At 59.7% G+C, this 20,680-nt stretch carries 16 protein-coding genes; all 16 read left to right on the plus strand.

The features are described from left to right. Position 1 precedes the first annotated feature (1 nt). The 16 genes from DNK50_RS15180 to DNK50_RS15255 all read left to right on the plus strand — a co-directional run bounded on the left by DNK50_RS15180 (position 2) and on the right by DNK50_RS15255 (position 20,656). On the plus strand, positions 2-2,722 hold the full coding sequence (locus DNK50_RS15180) for a type VI secretion system Vgr family protein (RefSeq protein ID WP_112194895.1): 2,721 nt from the start codon (positions 2-4) through the stop codon (positions 2,720-2,722). Positions 2,723-2,727: 5 nt separating this feature from the next. Then, positions 2,728-3,501 carry a hypothetical protein gene (locus DNK50_RS15185; RefSeq protein ID WP_112194897.1) on the plus strand — a complete coding sequence of 258 codons (774 nt, stop codon included), beginning with the start codon at positions 2,728-2,730 and terminating at the stop codon, positions 3,499-3,501. Continuing rightward, entirely contained in the window at positions 3,486-3,857 is a 372-nt protein-coding gene (locus DNK50_RS15190; RefSeq protein ID WP_112194898.1) for a hypothetical protein, read from the plus strand. The genes DNK50_RS15185 and DNK50_RS15190 overlap by 16 nt, the downstream gene beginning before the upstream one ends. A gap of 63 nt (positions 3,858-3,920) precedes the next feature. Continuing rightward, on the plus strand, positions 3,921-5,957 hold the full coding sequence (locus tag DNK50_RS15195; protein ID WP_112194900.1) for a lipase family protein: 2,037 nt from the start codon (positions 3,921-3,923) through the stop codon (positions 5,955-5,957). Then, positions 5,950-7,020 carry a hypothetical protein gene (locus DNK50_RS15200; protein WP_112194902.1) on the plus strand — a complete coding sequence of 357 codons (1,071 nt, stop codon included), beginning with the start codon at positions 5,950-5,952 and terminating at the stop codon, positions 7,018-7,020. Before DNK50_RS15195 ends, DNK50_RS15200 begins: the two co-directional genes overlap by 8 nt. Before the next feature lie 11 nt (positions 7,021-7,031). Then, positions 7,032-8,114 carry a hypothetical protein gene (locus DNK50_RS15205; RefSeq protein WP_256595272.1) on the plus strand — a complete coding sequence of 361 codons (1,083 nt, stop codon included), beginning with the start codon at positions 7,032-7,034 and terminating at the stop codon, positions 8,112-8,114. 11 nt (positions 8,115-8,125) lie between these two features. Beyond that, on the plus strand, positions 8,126-9,208 hold the full coding sequence (locus DNK50_RS15210; protein WP_256595273.1) for a hypothetical protein: 1,083 nt from the start codon (positions 8,126-8,128) through the stop codon (positions 9,206-9,208). Positions 9,209-9,380: 172 nt separating this feature from the next. After that, positions 9,381-9,647, plus strand: a complete 267-nt coding sequence (locus DNK50_RS15215; RefSeq protein ID WP_112196948.1) for a PAAR domain-containing protein — start codon at positions 9,381-9,383, stop codon at positions 9,645-9,647. A 2-nt stretch (positions 9,648-9,649) separates the two neighbouring features. Beyond that, positions 9,650-10,810 carry a hypothetical protein gene (locus tag DNK50_RS15220; RefSeq protein ID WP_256595274.1) on the plus strand — a complete coding sequence of 387 codons (1,161 nt, stop codon included), beginning with the start codon at positions 9,650-9,652 and terminating at the stop codon, positions 10,808-10,810. Then, complete coding sequence (locus tag DNK50_RS15225) at positions 10,807-14,139, plus strand: ImcF-related family protein (RefSeq protein ID WP_112194904.1); 3,333 nt, start codon at positions 10,807-10,809, stop codon at positions 14,137-14,139. Before DNK50_RS15220 ends, DNK50_RS15225 begins: the two co-directional genes overlap by 4 nt. Next, positions 14,136-15,722, plus strand: coding sequence for a type VI secretion system protein TssA (gene tssA, locus DNK50_RS15230; protein ID WP_112194906.1), 1,587 nt, complete (start codon positions 14,136-14,138; stop codon positions 15,720-15,722). Before DNK50_RS15225 ends, tssA begins: the two co-directional genes overlap by 4 nt. Before the next feature lie 24 nt (positions 15,723-15,746). Next, a complete protein-coding gene (gene tssF / locus DNK50_RS15235) occupies positions 15,747-17,516 on the plus strand; it encodes a type VI secretion system baseplate subunit TssF (protein ID WP_112194908.1) in 1,770 nt (589 codons plus the stop codon). Continuing rightward, positions 17,480-18,577 carry a type VI secretion system baseplate subunit TssG gene (gene tssG / locus DNK50_RS15240; RefSeq protein WP_112194910.1) on the plus strand — a complete coding sequence of 366 codons (1,098 nt, stop codon included), beginning with the start codon at positions 17,480-17,482 and terminating at the stop codon, positions 18,575-18,577. The genes tssF and tssG overlap by 37 nt, the downstream gene beginning before the upstream one ends. Then, complete coding sequence (gene tssJ, locus DNK50_RS15245) at positions 18,558-19,094, plus strand: type VI secretion system lipoprotein TssJ (protein WP_112194912.1); 537 nt, start codon at positions 18,558-18,560, stop codon at positions 19,092-19,094. Before tssG ends, tssJ begins: the two co-directional genes overlap by 20 nt. 3 nt (positions 19,095-19,097) lie before the next feature. After that, positions 19,098-19,538, plus strand: coding sequence for a type VI secretion system baseplate subunit TssE (tssE, locus tag DNK50_RS15250; RefSeq protein WP_112194914.1), 441 nt, complete (start codon positions 19,098-19,100; stop codon positions 19,536-19,538). A gap of 23 nt (positions 19,539-19,561) precedes the next feature. After that, a complete protein-coding gene (locus tag DNK50_RS15255) occupies positions 19,562-20,656 on the plus strand; it encodes an OmpA family protein (RefSeq protein ID WP_112194916.1) in 1,095 nt (364 codons plus the stop codon). Positions 20,657-20,680: the final 24 nt, after the last annotated feature.

The following is a 20,680-nucleotide window of genomic DNA, read 5'->3' on the forward strand; positions in this document are numbered from 1 at the left end:
CATGCTGACTTTCTTTGACCACAGCCGCCACACCCTGAGCGTTCGCAACGTCAACGCCCACCTCGACGTCCTGGCCTTCAACAGCCAGGAACGGCTAAGCGAACCCTTCGCCTACCACATCGAATTCACCAGCACCGAACGTGACCTCGCCGCCGAAACCCTGCTCGGTCAGCACGCCCGCTTCAGCCTGCACGCACCGGCGCAAAAACTGCCCTTGCTGGGGCTGACGCCGCCTCCCATCAAACCCCTGCGTACCCTGCGCGGCGTGGTCACCGGCTTCAGGCGCCAGTGCGGCTCCAACGACCAGGCCAGCTATGAAATCACCCTGCAGCCACGCCTGGCCCTGCTCGCGCGCGGTCGGCAGTTTCGCATCTACCAGCACCAATCGGTGCCGCAGATCGTCGACAGTCTCCTGCGCAGCCGCCACGACTTTGAAGGCCAGGACTTTCTGTTCAGCCTCAAACGCGACTACCCCAAGCGCGAACAGGTCATGCAATACGGCGAAAGCGACCTGGCGTTCATCACCCGCCTGTTGGCCGAAGTGGGCATCTGGTACCGCTTCAGCAGCGACGAGCGCCTGGGCATCGATGTGGTCGAGTTCTGCGACGACCAACGCTTGTACCAGTTCAACGTCGAGCTCCCATACCGCCCGCAGTCGGGCCTCGGCAGCACTGCCCAGGACGGCGTGTGGAACCTGCAATCGAACCACCAGGTGGTGGAGCAACAGGTGCATGTTCGCGCCTACCACCACCGCGAAGCCCACGCGCACCTGAGCGGCGAGATTGACCAGACTCGCGGCGCCAAAACCACCTACGGCGAGGCCTACCACTACGCCGAACCCTACACAGCGCTCGGCGACCGGCTGGATCAGGACGAAGACCTGCTCAGCGAAAGCGGCCACTTCTACGCACGCCTGCGCCACGAGCGCTACCTCAACGAGCAGACCCACCTCGCCGGCATCACCAGCAGCGCCACCCTGGCCCCAGGCCAGGTGCTCAACGTTACCGACGGCGCCCCACAGGCCTTCAAACCTGGGGCAGTCATCACCGGCCTGACCACCGTCGCCGCCCGTGACAGCAGCTTCATCGCCACCTTCGAGGCCATCCCTTATTCGCAAAGCGTGTGCTTCCGCCCAGCACTCAAGAACAAACCCCTGATCGCCGGCACTATCCCCGCGCGCGTAACCAGCAACCAGGCCAACGATGCCTACGCCCATATCGACCTGGAGGGGCGCTACCGAGTGAACTTCCTGTTTGACCGCGACACCTGGACGCTCGGTCAGGAAAGCCTCTGGCTGCGCCTGGCCCGGCCCTACGCGGGAGACACCCACGGCCTGCACCTGCCGCTGATCGCCGGCACCGAAGTGGCGGTGGCCTTCGAACAAGGCGACCCCGACCGCCCCTACATCGCCCACGCCTTGCACGACAGCCAGCACGTCGACCACGTGACCTTGCGCAACTACAAACGCAACGTCCTGCGCACCCCAACCAATAACAAACTGCGCCTGGACGACACGCGGGGGCAGGAGCACGTCAAGCTCAGTACTGAGCACAGTGGCAAGAGCCAGTTGAATCTTGGGCATTTGGTGGATGGCAAGAAGAAAAAGCGCGGGGAGGGGTTTGAGTTGCGCACCGATGGTTGGGGCGCGATTCGGGGGGGCAAGGGGGTGTTTATCAGTGCTGATGAACAGCGACAAGCTCAAGGTAATCATTTGGATATGGCGGCAGCCATTACACAACTGGAGGGGGCGTTGTCGCTTGCGCGCTCCATGGCACAGGCAGCCAGCAGCGCCGAAGTGAACCCCGCAGACATCGATAGCCAGTTGGGTCTGCAGCAGCGGCTTAAAGGACTCGTACAGCCCTGTGTCCTGCTCCATGCGCCGGCAGGTATTGGCGTGCTCACCCCGAAGGCCCTGTGCCTGTCTTCCGGCGGCGAGAGCGTGGGCATTATGGCGGCACGCAACACCGATATCACCGCTGGTCACGACATAACCGCAGTCGCCGAGGCCAGCGTGAGCGTGTTCGCTCAACGTGGTGAGCTGCAACTCAAAGCAGATAAAGGCAAGGTCGAACTGCATGCTCGGGGCAATAGCCTTCACGCCCTGGCAAAGTCCGACCTCAAAATCGAAAGCGTTGAAGGACGTGTGGAAATCAGTGCGCCACGGGAGGTAGTGATCAATTGCGGTGGGGCCTATATCCGCCTCAAGGGCGGCGATATCGAGCTGGGTGCGCCCGGCAATATTTACCTCAAGGCCGCCCACGTGCAAAAACTTGGCAGCGCCAGTCTTCAGACGCCGGCATCAGTGTTGCCCACCGGATACGCCGGTGGCTATACCTTGAAAGACGCCACCCAGGCGGCGCTCCGATTCACTCGCTACCGAATAACCACTCAGCAGGGAGAGGTCTTCAGCGGTGTGACTGACAAGGACGGCAAGACCATGAGCGTCCATACCTGGATGCCGGGTAGCTTGAAAATCGAACTGCAGCAGACCGAGAAGTGGATCAGCTTCTGTGCCCCTCCGGGATCAAATTACCAAGGCATGAAATGCACCGCGACGATGGACGATGGCGAGGTCTTGCAGGGTGAGTTCGATCGCGAAAGCAAAGTCAGTTTTTATGCTTTTACGGGTAACTCCTGTGTCGGGTTCAACGTGCAGAACCTGGAACTTCAGGAAGAATTACCCAGCGGCGCAGAACAACTATTAAGCGAATTGGCGGAGTAACCGGTATGGATGCTTTTTATCGGAACTACCTGGCCCGACAAAGCCATCAGATTGATGATGATACGTTGGAGCGTGCTCTTGAGAGTTTTGAGGGGGCGGCGCTCAAATTCTCTTCGGACTTTATAAGTGATGCGAGGCTGCGTGATAACTACAACAGTAATGTCAAGCGGGTAAAAGCCCAGGTGCTGTCGCAAGTAACTGCGGGGAATATCTCAGTAAAGGAGGCCGCTGAGTTTTGCTATGAAGCACGCAATAAAATCATGGCGGAAACTCGGAAGAAAACCTCGGTGCCCGGACGGGCGATTGCCGAAAAAAGAAAGATTGTTTCTCCCGGTTTGGAAAAACTGCTGGATGAAAAAGCCGCCAGGAAGTTCGGCAAGACCTTCGTTGCGCTAAATCCTGAGCAAAAGAATGCCATGTATTACGAGATTGTAGAGTCTTCGGCCAGGCCTAATGCCGGATTCAATACGTTAAACAAAGTGCTGAAGGTGTCAGGCAAGGTGTTGATCGTGGTAACGATCGTTTATGCAACTTACGAAATCGCCAATGCCGAGAATAAGAAGAAAGAGGCTATCAAGCAGGGCATTACGATAAGCGGCGGGGTCGCCGGTACTGCGCTGGCCAGCCTGGCCGTCTCTGCCGTCTGCGGGCCGGGCGCACCGTTTTGTGCAATCGGCTTAATGCTCGCGGGCGGGGCTGCTTCGGGCTGGGTTGCATCGAAACTTGCAGACTCTCTGGATGATGAGATTGAGGAATTTACCCAGTGGCAAATCAACTAGAACAACACCAGCTCTGGTCGGCGCTCTCTAGTTTGTTTGTAGGCAGTGAGGTTGACTATGAGTACGTTGCGAGGGTTGCAAAAAACTACTCCATCAGCGACGTGGAGTTTGCTCTGTTTGAGAGAGTGGCGCCGGTATGTATCAGTAACATGTTGGCGCCAGTACCACCGGTGTGGTGGTACTTCGATGAAGAGCAGTTAGTCGAGGATATTGAATGCCTGATCAAGAAGAGAGCCAGGCAGGGGTTGGCGGGTAAATGTTTATCCGCCATGGCCGGCCGCTTGATACGACTTGTCAGCGCCAGCGTCTGGTCTGAACTAAAGGCTGAAATTGAGTCGGCCAAGAGACACGGCTAGAGCCGGTTCAACTCGATCAATCTGATAATGACCTGAAAATATAATTTTTTATTGAGGCATGACATGAACGATCCAATGCACCGTACAGATACCCTTAATCCGTACAAGGATTTCATTGGCGGTGAACAGATAAAGCATTGGATTGAGTTCCAGTTGCTGGACGAGCAGGGCGAGCCCTTGGCAAACCTGCCCTATTACGCGAGGAATGAAGCCACTCGCGAGGGTTTTGTACCCGAGTTCGTTGGCTACAGCGATGCCGAGGGCGTGATTCGCATTGAAGGCCTGCATCCGCTGGCCATTACGCTTCTGATGCAGGCCAACCCGCTGGCCGAGCAACTGAAAAACCGTCGCTTGCGTGCCGAACGTGCCGAGCCGCCCCGGCCGGATATTGGGGATCGCACACCGATGTACGGCCCGCAACGCTCGGGCTTCTCGCCCGTCGAGAAGCAGGCGCTCGCTGCCGGGCATGGCTATCACTATTTGCGTATCGGCCAACTCTGCGACAAGTTGCCGACTCTTGACCCGCCTGTGCCAGATCCCGAGCGGCCCCCGGCCTTTCACTTTCCTGATCCAGGCTGGCGCGGCTTCACCGTCAGCGATGAGGAACTGGACCGTCGCCATGTGCTGGAAGTCTGCCCTTTTCGCGCCTGGTCTCTGGTGTTGCATCACCAGCCTGAGTACAGCCTGGTCAATGCCTACAACTTGGGCTTGATGAGTATTTTGTCGTATAGCAATCGGGATGAGCACGAACTGGGTTCCGTGAATCAGTTCTTCGAGCAGCAATGCCTGGATCTGTCGCGTACACCTAGGGTCTGGGATAACGGCCAGGTTTGGCCCTGTGTGGTGGTAGATGTGCCCTTCGGTGATCGCTATACAACAGTCAAGGCGTTGGACACTGCCAAAGAAAAGCCACCGGAAGGTCATACCCAGCTCTTTTACGTTATCAGTGCATCCCAGGTTTTGGTGGCGTGGCGCGGCACTGAGATGGAAGGGCTCGCTGATTTAATTACCGATGCGACCTTTCGTCCCGTGAAATCTGAGGTCGCGGCGGTTTGCGAGCCCAAGGTTCCTTGCCCCGACCTCACCGCTGTGGGCAGTGTGCACCTTGGCTTTCGAGATGCATTTGAGGTGGCGAGACGGGTTTATACCCAACATTTGGGGCAGACGATTTTTAAGGGGATTGATGGTAAAAAGCTGTTCATCTGCGGCCATAGCCTGGGCGGCGCCCTCGGCCTCATCCACGCGGCCTCGCTGAAAGACCATAACCCCTTGCTCTATACCTACGGGATGCCCCGAACCTTTACCCTCCACGCCGTGCAATTTTTAGGCGACCTCAGGCACTTTCGCCATGTCAACGACATGGACGCCATTCCTCGCGTGCCCCCCGAGGCCGCGCTGGACAACTACCTGTATGACATCTACGGCCCTATGGGCCTGCTGGCCGGGTTTAGTTGGTCGCTACGTCAAGCTGTTACCAGCGCCCTGTTCAAGCATGAAGACCCATACAGCCATCACGGTGAGATCGCCCTGTTTCTCCGTACCGAACAACACCAGCAACAAGAATTCACCCCATACCCCGCTTACCGCAGACCTGACGGCTCGCCTTATCGCAGCACGCTCACTTATGAACTGCCGATAAAAGCCAAGTTGTATTTGGTGCCAAGCTTGAGCGAGGACAGTGATCAGCAGGCTGAGCAGGCCACGCAGCGCCTCAATACCTCCCTGACTGCAGAAAGCCGGGCCCGGTTCTTCCCGCGCTACAGCCTCCCGACGACGTGGCGAATGCCGCGTATTGGCGATCATTACATGTCGCAATACCAACCCTATATCCACAACCAATTACTGGAATCGATTGACGCCGAGCGCGATCCGTTACTGGAGCGGCAGATAGAGAGGCACAAGTTCGAACAGCAGATAAAGGACTACTACGGGAGCATTCATGAAGACGAATTGGCCCGCAGTCGCATTTTTCTCGACTTGCAGGCCCTGGTAGACCAGGCCCTGCATGTCACCCAGCAAATGGAGGGCGGAGCGGAAGCGCTGCAACGCTTTAATGCCATTGCCGACCCCAAAGCGTATTACGAGAAAATTTATGGTTAAGCCTATCAGTTCGCTAAAGGTCGAAACCGGGTTTACCCGACTGCTCAGTTTCGCGTGCGTGATGTTTTTCAGCCTCAGCGGCTGTCGCCAGGATTACAGCCTGGCACCGCCGGCCAACAGCGAAACAATAACCGTCACGGTGAAACTGCCCAAGGAACTGAAAACCGAAACCATGTGGGTGATGTATCGCTCGCCCATCTGTAAGAGCATCAGACGCGGCCCCAGCGGCCAACGCATGGAACGGGATGGGCATCAGTCGGTTTACAAGGAACTGGAGCGCCAAGGAGAGAGCGATCTTTACCAGGTGAAACTGCCAAAAGATGGAGGAGGAGCGTGCCGCTGGCATTTGGCGAATGTGACGTTTGGTGTGGAGTATGCCGACCCGACGCGGTTTGGCGAGAACGTGACTTATGGCGCTGGTGGAGGCGTGATCGCGATATTTGACTACAACGACTCTCCACAAGGAGGAGCCGATATCAAGGTTGACGGAGATTTAACAATCAAAAAGGACTATTACCCTTGGATACATGAAAGTTTTATAGGCGGGTACAGCAAGACTATAAATTTGGCGAGTGAAGGTGGCATCTACATTAACTATCAGGCATTGCAGGCGCGAACAGTGTATTTCGAACCTGTTTTTCACTCTTCGGTACTGGTTCGTTCGGAAGGGTCAAAGGTACACAAAGTTGGCAATTTCATTAAATTCACCTACCCCGACGGCAGTGTCGTAGCCGACGGCCAATCGAAGCCAGACTTCTGGAAACTACAAAGCCTGCGCACAGGACGCGCCCGTGAATGTTTATCGGTTTGGCAATACGAAAGATGTCCAGACCGTCGCCCACGGTTATTACCCGAGTGGATTCCGTCCCCTGAAAAGCCTGGTTTCGGGCAGTACCTCATTGTGGATGAGTGGGGTAATGCGCTGCCGATATATGACTATCGACTGGTCGGCGCTGACGGGCGGATTTCCCGCGAAAGAACAACGAATAAGGGGCTCACGCAACCCTTGCCGAGCAGCGTTCATCCCTTGCGCGAAGTTGTTTTCCCTGTTGTATGGAAGTGATGAGGTCGACCATGCCAAGTTCGATTGTCGAGTCCGTGGATGCCGCCAAGCGCAGGCCCATATTGCAGCGCCGGTTAATGGTTTTGTGCGTGATGTTTTTCAGCGTCAGCGGCTGCCGCCAGGACTACAGCCTGGCACCGCCGGCCAACAGCGAAACAATAACCGTCACGGTGAAACTGCCCAAGGAACTGAAAACCGAAACCATGTGGGTGATGTATCGCTCGCCCATCTGTAAGAGCATCAGACGCGGCCCCAGCGGCCAACGCATGGAACGGGATGGGCATCAGTCGGTTTACAAGGAACTGGAGCGTCAGGGAGAGAGCGATCTTTACCAGGTAAAGCTGCCAAAAGATGGTGGAGGGGCGTGTCGCTGGCATTTGGCGAATGTGACCTTCGGTGTGGAGTATGCCGATCCAACGCGTTTTGGCGAGAACGTGACCGCTGGAGGCGGCGGCGGTGTGGTCGTGATATTTGATTACAACGACTCACCACGGGGAGGAGCTGATTTCAAAGTTGATGGTGATCTGACGATCAAGAAGGATTACTACCCGTGGATAAGTGAGTCTTTTCTTGGTGGCTATAAGAAATACATCAGCTTGGCTGGTGAGGGACATATATATCTCAAGTATCAAGCGTTACAAGCTCGGCGTGTCCATTTTGAACCCATTCTGCATTCGGGCTTTGCTGTTTACTCCACTGAGCCAAAAGAGAAAAAAGAGGGTAACCACACCCAATTCACCTATCCCGACGGGAGCGTAGTGGAGGAACGTCAGTCGCAACCAGACTTCTGGAAACTACAAAGCCTGCGCACAGGACGCGCCCGTGAATGTTTATCGGTTTGGCAATACGAAAGATGTCCAGACCGTCGCCCACGGTTATTACCCGAGTGGATTCCGTCCCCTGAAAAGCCTGGTTTCGGGCAGTACCTTATTGTGGATGAGTGGGGTAATGCGCTGCCGATATATGACTATCGACTGGTCGGTGCTGACGGGCGGATTTCCCGTGAAAGGACAACGAATAAGGGGCTCACGCAACCCTTGCCGAGCAGTGTTCATCCCTTGCGCGAAGTTGTTTTCCCTGTTGTATGGAAGTGATGAGGTCGACCATGCCAAGTTCGATTATCGAGTCCGTGGATGCCGCCAAGCGCAGGCCCATATTGCAGCGCCGGTTAATGGTTTTGTGCGTGATGTTTTTCAGCGTCAGCGGCTGCCGCCAGGACTACAGCCTGGCACCGCCGGCCAACAGCGAAACAATAACCGTCACCGTGAAACTGCCCAAGGAACTGAAAACCGAAACCATGTGGGTGATGTATCGCTCGCCCATCTGTAAGAGCATCAGACGCGGCCCCAGCGGCCAACGTATGGAACGGGATGGGCATCAGTCGGTTTACAAGGAACTGGAGCGTCAGGGAGAGAGCGATCTTTACCAGGTGGAGCTGCCAAAAGATGGTGGAGGGGCGTGTCGCTGGCATTTGGCGAATGTGACCTTCGGTGTGGAGTATGCCGATCCAACGCGTTTTGGCGAGAACGTGACCGCTGGAGGCGGCGGCGGTGTGGTCGTGATATTTGATTACAACGACTCACCACGGGGAGGAGCTGATTTCAAAGTTGATGGTGATCTGACGATCAAGAAGGATTACTACCCTTGGGTCGATGAAGAGTTTTTGGGACCTTATAAAAAAACTGTGGGCTTGACCGGCGAGGGCAGCATCTACCTTAGTTATCGGGCTTTACAGGCGCGGCAAGTATATTTCGAACCGGTCATACACCCGGATTTCGTCGTCTATTCGGCGGGGCCAAAGGAAAAAAAAGAGGGAAACTACACCGTTTTCACCTATCCCGACGGCAGCGTCGTAGCCGACGGCCAATCGAAGCCAGACTTCTGGAAACTACAAAGCCTGCGCACAGGACGCGCACGTGAATGTTTATCGGTTTGGCAATACGAAAGATGTCCAGACCGTCGCCCACGGTTATTACCCGAGTGGATTCCGTCCCCTGAAAAGCCTGGTTTCGGGCAGTACCTTATTGTGGATGAGTGGGGTAATGCGCTGCCGATATATGACTATCGACTGGTCGGCGCTGACGGGCGAATTTCCCGTGAAAGAACAACGAATAAGGGGCTCACGCAACCCTTGCCGAGCAGCGTTCATCCCTTGCGCGAAGTTGAGTTCCCTGTATGGAAGCCGTGATCTTTTTCACGCGCTTTCGGTATCGACGATTACGCATTCAAGTTGTGTTTGCTTCGTTATAAGAAGTTGGCCCATTGCTTTTTAATTGGTGGCGACGTTCACCGAGTCAAGCGTTGAAGAAAGTTTGAGTGCATGGGGCACTTGAACACATGACCCATGGAGCGAAATGTTGATGTCCCAAGGCTTTGTTTTATTAGGTGATCAAACCACCCATGGTGGTGAGGTCATATCGGCCTCATCTACGACCATCGTTAATGGCAAACGGGTTGCATTGGTAGGCGATGAGGTGCGCTGCCCGCTGCCGGGGCATGGCGTCAACCGGATTGTTGACGGCAGCCCGGATTGGTCTGAGGGGGGGCGGGCGATGGTGGTCAATGGCTGTCGTTGTGAGTGCGGTTGCCAACTGATTTCCAGCGCTCCCGATTGCGGGGTGGGTTAGTCATGGGCTGGAATCGTCAGCCATCCGCGTTGGCGGATGTGCCGAAGCCACCCTTGTTGGGGCGTTGGTTATGGGCGGCCGTCGTCGCGTTGCTGGCGTGTGTGCTGTTGTTTTTTTTGCACTCCTCCGAACGTGTGTCGTTGCTGCATGCGCTCGATGTCCGGGTACTGTCCGGTATGCCGTTGTTGGTGTGGCTCTTGGCGTTCGGTGCCCGTGCCCATGTCTATGGCAGAGCGCTAAGCCATCACCAGCTTCTTGAGGAAAGCGCACACGAAGCGCAGCAATCCTGGCAAGGCTGGGCCCGGCGTCACATGGCGATTTGCGCCAGTTGTGTACTGCTGCCGGATCAGGTGTCTGCGCGTGTATTGACTCAAGCTCCTTCCGGCTTGCCTTCCCGTACCGGGCAAGCACGGCGTATTGCTGTCTTGCCTGTGGAAACGGAGCGAGCCCAGGCCGGGTTACAGATGCTGATCCACGCTGTGGCGTCGGCAATTAAAGCGCTGCCTTCAGGGCAGAAGTTGCGGGTGACACTGCTCAGCGATGTCGATCCCGGTCATTACGATGGCCTGAGCGATAGGTTACGGCGGGTCTGGAGTGACGCGATAAACCGAACGCCTCCCGCGATCATCTGCACGGCTGATGAATTGTCGTACAGCTGGATCGACGAAACCCTAAAGACCGGCAGCACGGTCATCGAGCTCATTCTGGTGCTACAGGTGCATGGCAAAGGTGCTTACTCCGACGGGCTCGCAGCCTTGCTCCTATGTCCGGACAGGCTGGCAATCGCTCTTGAACTTCCCATCACGGCGGGTCTGTCAAGGCCTATGCCATTGGATATCGGTGCGCTGGACAGCGAGCTACCGCTGTTGCTGCAAACCCAGGCAACTGCCTGCAAGGCATCCGGTCTGCTGGCCGACAGCGCGGCCTGGCAACCATTGACTGGTGAAATACTTGCTGTCGCTGGCGCCCATGGCGCTTCGCTGAGCGTCGAGCAGCAATGGATTCAGGAGGATTTAAGCGGGCTGCCGGGGCCGCTCGGTCACTGGCTGGTGAGCGCGCTTGCGGTGGAGGTGGCCCAGCATCAGCGCGCGCCTTTGTTGGTATTGGCCCGGGAACAATCAGGGCACTGGGTTAGTACCGTTACTACGGGAGAGTTGGCATGAACGCTTGGAGTCACTCGTGGCGATACGTGGGCGCAGCAATATGGGGCACCGCGTTTTTGCTACTGCTGGGCTGGCTGATCTGGACGTTCGGTGAGCGGGTCGGGTTGATTGAACATGCGCACAAGGTATTGGCTTTTTTATTGATCATCCTCCTCGCGCTGGCGGGTTATAACCTACCAAGGCTAGTGGCATTTTTAGAACGTCAGAATCGCCGGCGATATGGGCAAGCGAACAATGTCTATGCCCCGTCAGATGCACCGATGATGGCGCCTCGCCAAAAGAATCTTCATTTTTCAGAGTTGCGCGCCCGCCTGCGCACTCAATACGGCCTCTTCTGGCGCCAAAAAACCCGCCTGCTACTGGTCATCGGCGAGCCCGCCGAAATCGAAGCCCTCGCCCCAACCCTGACCAAGCACTTCTGGCTGGAAGGCCAACGTACCGTTCTGCTCTGGGGCGGCAGCGCCCAGGCGGCGTTGGATCAATCATTCTCCGAGCGCTGGAAAGGCCTGAGCCGCGGGCGGGCGCTGGACGGGGTGGTCTGGGCGCTGGATAAAAACCAGGCCGCCGACGATGCGGCAATGGGCGCGGGTGTGCGGCAGTTGCAACGCCTGGCCAAACGCGTTGGCTGGCAGTTGCCGCTGTACTTGTGGCAGGTCTGCGACAGCCAATGGCGTCAAGCCGGGCGCATGGCGCAACCGGTCGGCTGTCATTTGCCTGCTCGCTTTACGCCGGCGGTGTTGGAAAATGCGTTGACACGTCTGGTGGAGCCCTTGCGCCGCGAGGGCCTGGCGCAGATGAACGCGGTCATGAACCATGACTTCCTGCTGCGCCTGTCGCGGGATCTGCAAGACGAGGGCATTGCGCGTTGGTGTCACACCCTGGCGCCCCTGGCTGGCGAGTTGGCCGCCGGTGTGTCGTTGCGTGGGGTGTGGTTCAGTCTGCCGGTGTTGCCGATCAACAACATGCCCGAACATTTCTGGCCGGTGGATGGCGCCTGGCAGGGTGTGCTCGATGACAAGCCCCTCAATCACCGTCGATTCGGCTGGAGTGTGCCGCGAATCGGGTATGTGCTGGCCCTCGGCGTGGCCATGCTGTGGAGCGCAGGGCTGCTGTTGTCCTTTATCAGCAATCGCGCCCAGATCCAGCAGGTTCGAGCCTCGGTTGAGGCCTTGCAGCACGCTTCCCAGGCTGACGAACAGCTCCAGGCCCTCAACGAACTGGTCCGCGAATTGGCGCGCTTGGATGATCGCGTTCAACACGGTGCACCGTGGTACCAGCGCTTCGGCCTGAATCAAAACCCGGCGCTGCTGGAAACGGTGTGGCCGCGCTACGTCGAGGCCAACAACCGCCTGATCCGCGACCCGGCCGCCGCAAGCCTTCGTCAGCAACTCAGCGCGCTGGTCCGGCTGCAAGCGGATAACCCAGAGCGTGCCGAGCGCGCCCGCGAGGCCTATGACCCGCTCAAGGCCTACCTGATGATGGCGCGTCCGGACAAAGCTGATGCCGACTTGTTGGTCAAAACCCTGGGCAGCGTTGAGCCCTCCCGCCCAGGAGTTACGCCAGGTCTTTTGCAAACCTTGTCGCCCGCGCTTTGGCGATTCTATGCCGAGCACCTGGCCGCCAACCCGACCTGGCGCATCGAACCTGACGCGCGGCTGATCGCGCACGTACGACAGATCCTGCTGGGCCAACTGGGCCAGCGTAATGCCGAGGCCAACCTGTACCAGCAACTGCTCGATGACGCCGCCACTCACTATCCGGCCCTTGACCTGCACCAACTGGTCGGCGACACCGATGCCTTTGCGCTGTTTTCCAGCGACGCCAGCGTGCCCGGCGTCTTCACCCGGCAGGCGTGGGAGGGGCAGGTGCGCCAAGCCATCGATGACATCGCCGACGCCCGTCGTGAGGAAATCGACTGGGTACTCAGCGACAAACCCGCCGACGTCGACACCCGATTGCGCCCCGACCAATTGCGCGAGCGCCTTGCCGAGCGCTACTTCCAGGACTATGCCAGCGCCTGGCTGGACCTGCTCAACAGCCTGCGCTGGCAACCGGCAGCGAGCCTTGACGAGTCCATCGACCAGTTGACGCTGATGAGCGATGTGCGCCAGTCACCGCTGATTGCGCTGATGAATACCGTGGCCTATCACGCGCAGGCTGGCACTCGCACCGAGGCCTTGGTCGATTCGCTGGCGGCATCCGCACACAGGCTGATTGGCCAGGACAAGGTCCCTGTGCGCGAAATCAAGGACCCGCTGTCGGCGACCTTCGGCCCGTTGTTGGCGCTGCTGGACAAGAACAACACGGACGGCCTGAGCCTCCAGGCGTTCCTGACCCAGGTGACGCGGGTGCGCTTGAAACTCCAGCAAGTCAGCACCGCGCCCGACCCGTTGGAAATGACGCAGGCGCTGGCGCAAACCGTGTTTCAAGGCCGCCGTGTAGACCTGACCGACACCCAGGCCTACGGCAGCCTGCTCGCCGCCAGCCTGGGCGCGCAGTGGAGCGGGGCGGCGCAGACGCTGTTCGTGCAGCCGCTGGAGCAGGCCTGGCAGCGGGTCTTGCAACCGTCGGCCGCCGGCCTGAACAGCCAATGGCAGCGCTCCATTGTCAATCCGTGGAACGCGGCCTTCGCCAGTCGCTACCCGTTTGCGGCCACGGCCAGCGATGCCTCGTTGCCGATGCTGGGGCAGATGATCCGCGCGGATTCGGGGCGCATCGAGCAGTTTCTACAGCGGCAACTGAGCGGTGTATTGCGCAAGGAGGGCAGCCAGTGGGTCGCCGATCCACGCCACAGCCAGGGGCTGCGTTTCAATCCGCAGTTTCTCGGCGCCATCAACCACCTCAGCAACCTCGCCGATTTGCTCTACACCGACGGCGGCATGGGGCTGAGCTTCGAGCTGCAAGGCAAAGCCGTGCGCGATGTGGTGCAGACCACGTTCATCCTCAACGGCGACCGGCATCAGTACTTCAACCAGAAGGAAAGCTGGCAGCGTTTTCAATGGCCTGGCCACAGCGACTATCCCGGCGTAAGCCTGAGCTGGACCAGCGTGCATGCCGGCGAGCGCCTGTTCGGCGATTACCCCGGCACCTGGGGCCTGATCCGCTGGCTGGAAAACGCCCAGGTCACGCCGCTGGACGACGCTGACAGTCGTTATCGCCTGCTGCTCAAGGCGCCCGATGGCGTAAGCCTGACCTGGCACCTGCGCACCGAATTTGACGCAGGGCCGTTGGCGTTGCTCACGTTGAGAGGCTTCACGTTGCCCGCGCAGATATTTCTCAGCGAGCCCGACAGCCAGGCAGCCTACGCACAAAACGGGAGTTTCCCATGAGCCTTCGCACCTTGATCACCCGCTGCCTGGGCACCCGCGATGCCCTCTGCGTCGCCCACGAACAGGCCGACCACTGGCAACCCTGGCTGCAACCCATCAGCGCCGAGTTTCCCGTCGGCAAAGACCCTGGCTACGACGATGACTTCCAGCGCATGCGCGACGAAGTCAGCAAGCTCTCCGGTGCCGATGCCGGGCAGGTCGCCCAACTGGCGCAAAAGCTGCTGCACCAGAGCTGCAAAGATCTGCGCGTCGCCACTTACTACCTATGGGCGCGCTTGCACAAGGAGGGCGAAGTTGGGTTGGCCGACGGCCTCAGCCTGTTGGCCGCGTTGATTGAGCGCTTTGCCGAAACGGTGCTGCCAGCCCGGCCCCAAAGCCGCAGGATGGCCCTGGAATGGTTGGCCAGCAGCAAGGTGCTGGACACACTGCTGCTGTACCCGGAGGTGGTCAAGGCCGAAGCCGAGCGTACCGCGGCGGCGCTTGCCTGGCTTGAGCGTGGTTTGAGTACATGGCCGCAGGGGCAAAGGCCAAACCTGGAACCGCTGTATACCGCCTTGTCCGCGCGGTTGGCACAGTCCGGCGGGACGGAGGCGCTGGTGCCGCAGAACACCGCCAGCCACGAGTCCTCGGCGCAAGCCAATGCCTTGCCCGTCACGTCGATCAAGTCCGGACGCGACCTGCTCGACAGCGGTCGGGCCCTGGCTGTTTACCTGCGCGAGCAACCCTTGGGATGGCTGGCCGCTCATCGCCTGATGAAGAGCCTGCGCTGGGACACGGTGCATCAGGCGCCGCCTCAAGAGGAGAACAACCACACGCGGCTGACACCGCCGAGAGGGGACTATCGGGCACAGCTCAAGCGCTTGTACCTGCAACAAAACTGGGCGGAGTTGATCGATCAGGTCGAGCGGATTTATGCCGAGGGTGTGAACCATTTCTGGCTCGATCTGCAGTGGTACCTGTACCAAGCCTTGAGCAAACAACCTGCGCCCGAGAACGGTTGGGGCGATATCACCAAGCGCGACCTGGGCATGTTTCTCGAACGCCTGCCGGGGCTGGAGGTGTTGTGCTGGAGCGACGGGAGTCCCTTCGCGGACGAAACCACCCGCGAATGGATCGTCCAGCATGTCAGCGGCAACCGCCCCCAGCCGTGGCTGCCCGTTACCTCGGTGGCTGCGGCGGCAGACAACGGCGACGTCCTGTCGCTGGAAGGCGAGGCCATCGCCCAGGCTGACAGTGACGGCGTGGATCATGCGCTCGCCTGGCTGGCCGCGCGCCCTGGTATCCACACCGGTCGCCAGCGCTGGCTGCTGCGCCTGCTGATGGCGCGGGTGGCCGAACAGTATGGCAAGAGCGACTTGGCCGTCCACCTGCTCGGGGAGTTGGACGCCACCGCGCAACGCCAGGCGTTGGGCGAGTGGGAGCCCGAGCTGAATTTCGAGGTCAAGGCGCGCCTGCTCAAGCTCTTGCGCGTGAAAGCCCAGCGCAACGACGCCGACAAACCCACCCTGGCGCGGCGCATGGAAACATTGCTGGCGGCGCTCGTGGCCATCGACCCGGTACGCGCCGCAGTGCTCTGCGGCTGACCCTCATACACCAGGAGTTTTTCTGTGAGCATGGACAATCTGACGCTGCACTACTTCGACGCCGAAATGCGCTACCTGCGCGAGGCTGGCAAGGAGTTCGCAGAGGCGTTCCCGGATCGGGCCGCACAGCTCAACCTCGACAAACCAGGCGCGCAGGACCCTTACGTGGAGCGCCTGTTCGAAGGTTTTGCGTTCCTGATGGGCCGCCTGCGGGAGAAACTCGACGATGACCTGCCGGAGCTGACCGAAGGGTTGGTCAGCCTGCTGTGGCCGCATTACCTGCGCACCATTGCGTCGCTGTCGGTGGTCGAGCTGGTGCCGGAACTGGCGCAGATGAAAGGCAGCGAGTTGATCGCCCAGGGTTTCGAAGTGCTGTCACAACCCATCGGGCCACACCGTACACGCTGCCGCTACACCACCACCCAGGACCTGACCCTGCGGCCACTGGCTCTGGTCTCGGTTGGGCGGGGCTTTGAGCCGGACGGCCGCTCAGTGTTGCGCCTACGTTTTTCCTGCGGAGCGTTGACCGACTGGAGCCAGATCGACCTCAGCCGACTGCCTCTGTACCTCAACGCCGATGCGCCCCTGGCCAGTGCGTTGCATCAGGCGCTCACCCTCAACACCCAGGCGATGCATGTGCGCTGGGCCGGCCACACCGAGCGCCAGCCCGTCACCGCGCATTTTGCGCCCAAGGGCTTTGCTGAAGAGGACCGGCTGTGGCCCAAGGGTGACAGCGCCTTCAGCGGCTATCAGTTATTGCTGGAGTATTTCAGCTTCCGCGAAAAGTTCATGTTCGTGACCCTGTGTGGTCTGGAGCACTTGCAGCTTGCCCCCGACACCGAGTGGTTCGAGCTTGAGGTGGTGCTGCGTGAACCCTGGCCCTCGACCTTCGAGCTGACCCGCGAGCACATCCGCCTGCACGCCGTGCCGGTGATCAACCTGTTCCCGCTGGAGGCCGACCCGCTGACCCTGGCGCCGTTGCAAACCGACTACCTGCTGCGCCCCATGCGCTTGCAGGATGGCCATATGGAGATTTATTCAGTGGACCGCGTGACCGCGTCGAGAAACGGCGAGCGCCAGGACTATGTGCCGTTCACCAGTTTTCGGCACAAGGGCGGCATGCTGCGCGATGAAGCGCCGGAGCGCTACTTCCATACGCGTCTCAAGCGCGCGGCGAATGGCCTGCACGACACCTGGTTGGTCCTGGGTGGCGAAGGCTTCGACAAAGACCGCCTGCTTGAGCAGGAAAATCTCTCGTTGCGCCTGACCGGGACTCACGGTCAGTTACCGCGCAAGGCCCTGCAAAGCACGCTGCTCGATACTGCGGTGCAGTCCACTCAAACTGCTTTACGCGTGCGCAACCTGTGTGCGCCGACCTTGCCGTGCTATCCGCCGAATCGTGACCGCTTTCACTGGCGGGTGCTGAGCCACCTGGGGTCGAACTTCCTGCCGATGCTGGGCGATGCCGAGGTACTGAGGGGCACGCTCGCGCTCTATGACTGGACTGGCAGCGAGCTGAATCGGCGTCGCCTGGCCGCGATTGTCGAGGTCAGGCATCACCTGGTGCAGCGGTTCGAGAAAGGCTTTTTGCTGCGCGGGGTTGATATCGAAATCACCCTGGACGCCCATGGCTTTTCGGGGGAGGGCGACATCAGCCTGTTCGGCGAAATGCTCAACCGTTTCTTTGCTCTGTATGCCGATATTCATGTGTTCACCCAGCTCACGCTGATCCTGCAACCTACTGGAAAGTGCCTGCGATGGAACGAGAATCACAGTCAGCGTATTCCCGGCTGAAAGCCGTCGGTTTGCTGGACGCCCTGCAACCGCGAGTGGCCGAGGCCAATCTGTATCGGTTTTGCCAGTTGTTGGAGCAGGCGTTACCGGGGCAACCACCTTTGGGCAGCACCGCGCATCCCGCCGACGATGCCGTGCGCTTTCGGCCTGATCCGGGCATGGGATTTGCGGCCAGCGAGTTGAAGGCGATCGAAATCGATGACGTATGCCCTGAGCGGCCAGCGACGGTACGCACACGCTTGCTCGGTTTGTACGGGGTCGACTCGCCGATGCCGACGGCATTTCTGGATGACATCGCGCAACGCCGGGAAGGTCATGCTGCGCTGCAAGCGTTCCTGGACATGTTCAATCACCGGCTGTTCACCCAGCTCTACCGGATCTGGCGCAAGTATTCCTACCCGGCAACGTTCGAAGCCGGCGGCACCGATGCAACTTCGCAATGCCTGTTGGGCCTGATCGGCCTGGGCATTCCCGGCACTGCGCGACAGATCGCTACGCCGGTCTCGCGTTTCCTGGCATTGCTCAGTGTGATGCGCCTGCCCACGCGCAATGCCGAAGGCATCATGGCATTGGTCAAGCTGCTGGCCCCCGACACCCAGGCGCAGGTGACTGCGCACTGGGCGCAACGCATTACGTTGGCGCACCCGGCCAGCCTTTCCCGACAACGTCCGGTGAGCTTGTCCCAGGGTATGCCGCTGGGCAGCGTCGGCCAGGACGCCAACAGCCAGTTGCGCCTGGCGCTCTATACCGACGACCCCCTGCAAGCCCGTGGTTGGTTGCCGGATGGCGAGTTGTATCGCGATTTGCTGGTACTGCTACGTGTCTACCTGGGTTGGCGATGCACGGTGAAATTGCAGTTGTCACTGCCGGTGCGCAGCCTGCCTTTACCGGTGCTGGGGCACGCGCCGATCCGGCTAGGCATGACCGGTGTGCTCGGGTGGCGCGGCGATGCCTGGCAGGCGCCGGTTGATGACAGCCTTTCGATCAACCTTGGCCGCTACCAGGGCCTTTCGATTAACCCGTGCAATAGGGAGACGCAGCATGTCGCGTACCGTTTTTAAGTCATTGATGCTGGCGGCGACTGCGCTGGCGCTCGCGGGGTGTGGCCTGGCGCAGACGGTGTCGGACGGCACGGCGTCGACTGCCAGGGCGATCTTCTACAAGCAGGTCAAAACCCTGCACCTGGATTTCAGCGCGCGCACCGCGTTGAACACCCAGACCCGCGACATGAGTGGGTTGTCGGTGCCGACTCTGATACGGGTTTACCAACTGCGCGACAACAAGGCGGTGGAGCTGGCCACCTACGAGGGTTTGCTGGCCGATGATGATCAACTTCTGGCGAGCGCGTTGCTGGACAAACGCTCGGTAGTGCTGAGGCCGGAGGAGGGGACGCAACTGAATGTGCCTATGGATGCGGACACACGGTTCGTCACGGTAGTGGCCTTGTTCCGAGACCCCGATACCCGGCTCAACACGTGGCGTCTGACCTTGGCGCGCGACGACCTGGACCCGGATCGGGCGCGGGTGATCGAGCTGGGAGACAACCGCCTGATGCTGCGGGCCCTGGGGAAGGACTGAGCCATGACCGAGCCCAACCCTTCGCTTTACGAACTGCTGCTGCAAAATTTCGAGGGTGAACTTGAACTGCATCGCGTGAGCGAGCAGGACCAGCACACCCTGTCCGTACTGGATAACGTGCAACGCATCCTAAACAGCCGCGCGGGTGCGCTCAGCCATCTGCCGGATTACGGGTTGCCGGACATGGGCCTGATCCTGCAAGGGTTGCCCGCCACCGCCCATGGATTGATCAACACCATGACCGCCACTTTGCTGAAGTACGAACCGCGTCTGGCGGCGGTGGCGGTCGAACTGCTGCCTCAGACGTTGCCGGGGCATCTTGAATATGCCCTGGACCTGCAATTGAAAGACGGGCACCGCGTGAGCTTCGGCACCACCCTGGGCCCCGAGGGCAAAGTGCTGGTGCGTCACTTGACGCGCGAGCAGTACCTGTCCAGGTCTTGAAGCGATAACGCAAGGGTAACTCGATGACGACAGTGTTTGGGATGGGTATTCAAGTGGGCGGTGATCCGCGCAGTTTCAGCGAATTCACGGACGTGCGCGATGAGCTGGCCAAGCTCGGCCATCCCGCCTGTCCGGATGTGGATTGGGTGAAGATCGAGCGGTGGTGCCTGAGGCTGTTCGAGCGCAACGGCGCAGACCTGCAAACCGCGTGCAACTACACCCTGGCGTGCGCCCAGCGTCAGGGTATGGAGGGGATGGCCCACGGCATTGCAATTATCCAGGCGCTGGTCAGCGAGTGGCCGCATGTATGGCCGCCAATGGAGTCCTCCCGGCTCGACCTGTTGGGGTGGCTGTTCGATCAACTGCACGTACTGCTGCGCCGCGCGACAATTACGTCGTACAGCGTGCCTGTCCTGGCCCACCTGCACGCCGAGCTGGGCCGGTTGCAGCCACGCTTTTCGCCCCACGGCACGTTGCCGTCGCTCCAGGCGCTGCGTCAACAGGTCGGCCAGCGCTTGGAACAGCTCGGCTCATCCAGTGAAGCGCTACCGGTGCCATTGAGGGTGATACGTCCGGCATTGATGACACCTGTCGTGATCCTGCCGCCTCCTGAAGCGCCGCTGCGGCGCCACCCACTGCTGCCCTGGCTATTGGTATCGGGGCTTATCCTTGCCTTGTTTACGGTGTTCGCCTGGCAGACGTGGCTGGTGGTGCCTGAGCCTGAAACCCACGTGCCCGAACCGGTGCGGCTGGACAGCCTGGCGCTGTTCGATGCCGGCAGTGCAACGCTGAAACCGGATTCCACCAACGTGTTGATCAACGCCTTGGTCGGCATCAAAGCCCGGCCGGGCTGGCTGATCGTGATTGCCGGGCACACCGATGCAACCGGTTCTGTCGAGCAGAACCAGGCCCTGTCCCAGGCGCGCGCATCCGCTGTGCGTGACTGGATGCAACGCATGGGGAGCATTGCCGACAGCTGCTTTGCCGTGCAGGGCGTTGGGGCCAGTCAGCCAATCGCCAGCAACGGCACCGAGGTCGGGCGTGCTGCCAACCGGCGTGTCGATATTCATCTGGTGCCGCAGAGGGCCTGTGAAGATGTCACGTTGGCGCTGGAATAAACTGAACCCTCGTCGATTCCCCTT

Source organism: Pseudomonas sp. LG1E9, from assembly GCF_003290225.1.
Taxonomy (GTDB): Bacteria; Pseudomonadota; Gammaproteobacteria; order Pseudomonadales; family Pseudomonadaceae; genus Aquipseudomonas; species Aquipseudomonas cyclaminis.

What these genes read in the sequence shown, in the direction of transcription:
- DNK50_RS15215 (WP_112196948.1), top strand. Translation starts at nt 9,381, where the DNA reads ATGTCCCAAGGCTTTGTTTTATTAGGTGATCAAACCACCCATGGTGGT.
- DNK50_RS15220 (WP_256595274.1), top strand. Translation starts at nt 9,650, where the DNA reads ATGGGCTGGAATCGTCAGCCATCCGCGTTGGCGGATGTGCCGAAGCCA.
- DNK50_RS15255 (WP_112194916.1), top strand. Translation starts at nt 19,562, where the DNA reads ATGACGACAGTGTTTGGGATGGGTATTCAAGTGGGCGGTGATCCGCGC.
- DNK50_RS15185 (WP_112194897.1), top strand. Translation starts at nt 2,728, where the DNA reads ATGGATGCTTTTTATCGGAACTACCTGGCCCGACAAAGCCATCAGATT.
- DNK50_RS15195 (WP_112194900.1), top strand. Translation starts at nt 3,921, where the DNA reads ATGAACGATCCAATGCACCGTACAGATACCCTTAATCCGTACAAGGAT.
- tssE (WP_112194914.1), top strand. Translation starts at nt 19,098, where the DNA reads ATGACCGAGCCCAACCCTTCGCTTTACGAACTGCTGCTGCAAAATTTC.
- DNK50_RS15180 (WP_112194895.1), top strand. Translation starts at nt 2, where the DNA reads ATGCTGACTTTCTTTGACCACAGCCGCCACACCCTGAGCGTTCGCAAC.
- tssG (WP_112194910.1), top strand. Translation starts at nt 17,480, where the DNA reads ATGGAACGAGAATCACAGTCAGCGTATTCCCGGCTGAAAGCCGTCGGT.
- DNK50_RS15200 (WP_112194902.1), top strand. Translation starts at nt 5,950, where the DNA reads ATGGTTAAGCCTATCAGTTCGCTAAAGGTCGAAACCGGGTTTACCCGA.
- tssJ (WP_112194912.1), top strand. Translation starts at nt 18,558, where the DNA reads ATGTCGCGTACCGTTTTTAAGTCATTGATGCTGGCGGCGACTGCGCTG.
- DNK50_RS15205 (WP_256595272.1), top strand. Translation starts at nt 7,032, where the DNA reads ATGCCAAGTTCGATTGTCGAGTCCGTGGATGCCGCCAAGCGCAGGCCC.
- DNK50_RS15210 (WP_256595273.1), top strand. Translation starts at nt 8,126, where the DNA reads ATGCCAAGTTCGATTATCGAGTCCGTGGATGCCGCCAAGCGCAGGCCC.
- DNK50_RS15225 (WP_112194904.1), top strand. Translation starts at nt 10,807, where the DNA reads ATGAACGCTTGGAGTCACTCGTGGCGATACGTGGGCGCAGCAATATGG.
- tssA (WP_112194906.1), top strand. Translation starts at nt 14,136, where the DNA reads ATGAGCCTTCGCACCTTGATCACCCGCTGCCTGGGCACCCGCGATGCC.